Genomic DNA, 2,522 nt, shown 5'->3' with positions numbered 1-2,522 from the left:
CCGAAAAAGGATAACAGTTTTTGGATAAATGCGTTTTTGGGAATATGGAATATTCTGTTTTAGATGAATTATTTAATTTATATTTTTGTTGAATAAAATAAAGAAGTGAAAGGAGTGAGGCAAAGAATGAAAAGAATATTGAAATGTATGCTTTTAATAGTATTGTTATTCTCGTTGTTTAGCTGTTATTGCAGAAGAATTTATAACGATGGACGAGTTATGACATGTTACAATGAAGCAGAAAAATTAGGGTAAATAAAATATCTTTTTAAAAAGGGGGGGGATTAATTGAGATTATTGTAAAAAATGAAGGATGCAATGATATTGGAAAGATGTAGAAAGGTATATAGTATGATAAGATGGACACAAAGATTGGAATTTTAGTGTTAATACTTTATTAGGGATTTATTATATTAAAAAAGGGATGTAATTTATGGAAAATATAACAGATATTTTAAAAAGAGAAATTTTAGATTTTGAAAGTGAGATATTGCAAAAATTTTTTAAAGATAATATTTTAGAAAATTTTGAGGAAATTGAAAAATATTTAGAGCGAAGAGTTAATAGTGTTCAAAATAGAGTTTTTGAAACTTTGGTAACAGAAGAAAGAAAGCCGTATATTTGTATGACTGTTATGAATGAAGAAGAGTATAGATTGAATGATAATATTTTTTCTCCAGTTGATATTAACACTTTTTCAAAGAAAATAAATAATAATAAAAATAAAAATATGAGAAATATTATTGTGAATGAGGATATGGTAATTGATACTATTTTTATGGAACTTTCCGAAGATGAGGAAAGTGTTATACAGGATAGAGTTTTTGATGGATTTATTGAAAAAGATGGAGACGAGATACCAATAAGAATAAAACTTCAAAAAAAGGAAAAGTATAATAAAATAATAGAAGATCTATATTATTTATTTCAAAATAATAGTATGGAATGGAAAACAGTAAATTCATATTATAACAATAATTTTTATAATGTGATATTAGAAACTTTTGAGAAAAGTTATTTAGATTTAGAAAATGTACAAAATATAGAGTATGATTTAGAAGAATTGGAAGAAAAAACTAAAAAAGATGTATTTTTGGTTTGGAATATTAATAAAACTACTGCTCAGTCAGAAGATTTTGTTCAACCAAATGAAACACGGTTAGTTTATAGATATAGGCTAAATTACAATAAAGATAAAATTGCTTTAATTAAATCCAAAAATGGTATACCATTTTTTTTGATATACAGAGATATTGCAGGAAATGTTAATGTGCTGTCAGACAAGAAGCAGGATTTAATTTGGGATATTTTTGAAATAACAGATTTTACAAATATAAAATATGAAAATGAATTAAATTTTAAAATTTATTCTAATGTACAAAAAGAAAATCAAGTATTAAAATTAAATAATAAAATAAGGACAAAATCTGAAATAGTAAGGTTTTTAAATTCTTATGAAATATTCAATGGTATGAAAGTGGAAGAAGTATCGGCTTTGATACCAAAAAGTACAAAATTTTTAGAATTGGAAAGATTAAATAAATTTATTAAATTTGATTTTGATTTAGATGACAAACTCAAACAAAGTGTATTGTTAAAAATAAAAAATAATGGTATCTTAAAAGAAGAATTTGTAAAATTAATGTCTTTTTTAGTAAGTGAATTAGAATATTGTTTTCCTCAATATATTTTTAAAGTAGTTGATACATATGTTAAATAAGTCTGAAAATTATAAGTATATTTGGAGCGTAATACAAGATTATTTAAAAAATGATAAATCAGAAAAAAATATAAGATTTATTATTCCTGAAAATAGTATTTCAGCATATTTAGAAGTAAATAATGATGTATTGTCAAATAATGCAGCAGCAGGAAATGAAATTTTTGTAAATCCATTTTTGAGGTTTAATGATTACATATTGGAGTATTCAGAAAGTGATACAGATAATGAGAAAGCAACAAAAGAAGCATTAAATAACTTGATTTTACATTTATTTGGAAATATTGATTTGCTTGAAGGAATGAGTGCGTACGATATTATTTTATCAATTATTGCAAAAAATGTTGAAAATGGTGAATTTGGAGAAAATGCTAAAATATATTTTGAATATCTAAGTAAAGATGAAAAGAGAATTGTGGCAAAATATTTAAAAAAATATTACGATGAGGAAAGCAGTATGAACATATTTTTACGAGTTTTTAAAGAAATATTTTTAGATTCTATAGTTTATTTAGATAGATTTAAAAAAAGAAATATAGTTTTGTATGTAAATTATAAAAAAACAAAGGAAAATAGAATGAAAATAAAATTACTAACAGAATTATTTATTCCGTTAGATTATAAAGTACGAACAATGTGGGAGAATCATGTTGGAGTAATTGGTGTTGAAGAAACATTGAAAATTGGAGAAATGATAGTATTTTAGAAAAGGAGTGATTAAAATAAAAGCATTTGTATTATTGTTACCTGTGGAACAAAGTGAAATTATATTAAAAAATGAAGAATATAAAAGCCTTAAACG

Annotated in this window: 3 protein-coding genes; all 3 read left to right on the top strand. The window is 23.3% G+C overall.

Translation table 11 applies throughout. The features are described from left to right. Positions 1-126 precede the first annotated feature (126 nt). The 3 genes from K324_RS16550 to K324_RS0109530 all read left to right on the top strand — a co-directional run bounded on the left by K324_RS16550 (position 127) and on the right by K324_RS0109530 (position 2,426). On the top strand, positions 127-255 hold the full coding sequence (locus K324_RS16550) for a hypothetical protein (RefSeq protein WP_255460440.1): 129 nt from the start codon (positions 127-129) through the stop codon (positions 253-255). Between the two features lie 178 nt (positions 256-433). Further along, entirely contained in the window at positions 434-1,720 is a 1,287-nt protein-coding gene (locus K324_RS0109535; protein ID WP_026748925.1) for a hypothetical protein, read from the top strand. Continuing rightward, positions 1,710-2,426, top strand: coding sequence for a hypothetical protein (locus K324_RS0109530; RefSeq protein ID WP_026748924.1), 717 nt, complete (start codon positions 1,710-1,712; stop codon positions 2,424-2,426). The genes K324_RS0109535 and K324_RS0109530 overlap by 11 nt, the downstream gene beginning before the upstream one ends. Positions 2,427-2,522 lie beyond the last annotated feature (96 nt).

Origin of the sequence: Leptotrichia trevisanii DSM 22070, from assembly GCF_000482505.1 — a bacterium.
GTDB lineage: Bacteria > Fusobacteriota > Fusobacteriia > Fusobacteriales > Leptotrichiaceae > Leptotrichia > Leptotrichia trevisanii.
The sequence above is the reverse complement of the archived record's forward strand: the minus strand, read 5'-3'. Positions and strand labels throughout refer to the sequence as shown.

Coding starts and splice junctions, on each gene's coding strand:
- K324_RS16550 (WP_255460440.1), top strand. CDS start 127: ATGAAAAGAATATTGAAATGTATGCTTTTAATAGTATTGTTATTCTCG.
- K324_RS0109535 (WP_026748925.1), top strand. CDS start 434: ATGGAAAATATAACAGATATTTTAAAAAGAGAAATTTTAGATTTTGAA.
- K324_RS0109530 (WP_026748924.1), top strand. CDS start 1,710: ATGTTAAATAAGTCTGAAAATTATAAGTATATTTGGAGCGTAATACAA.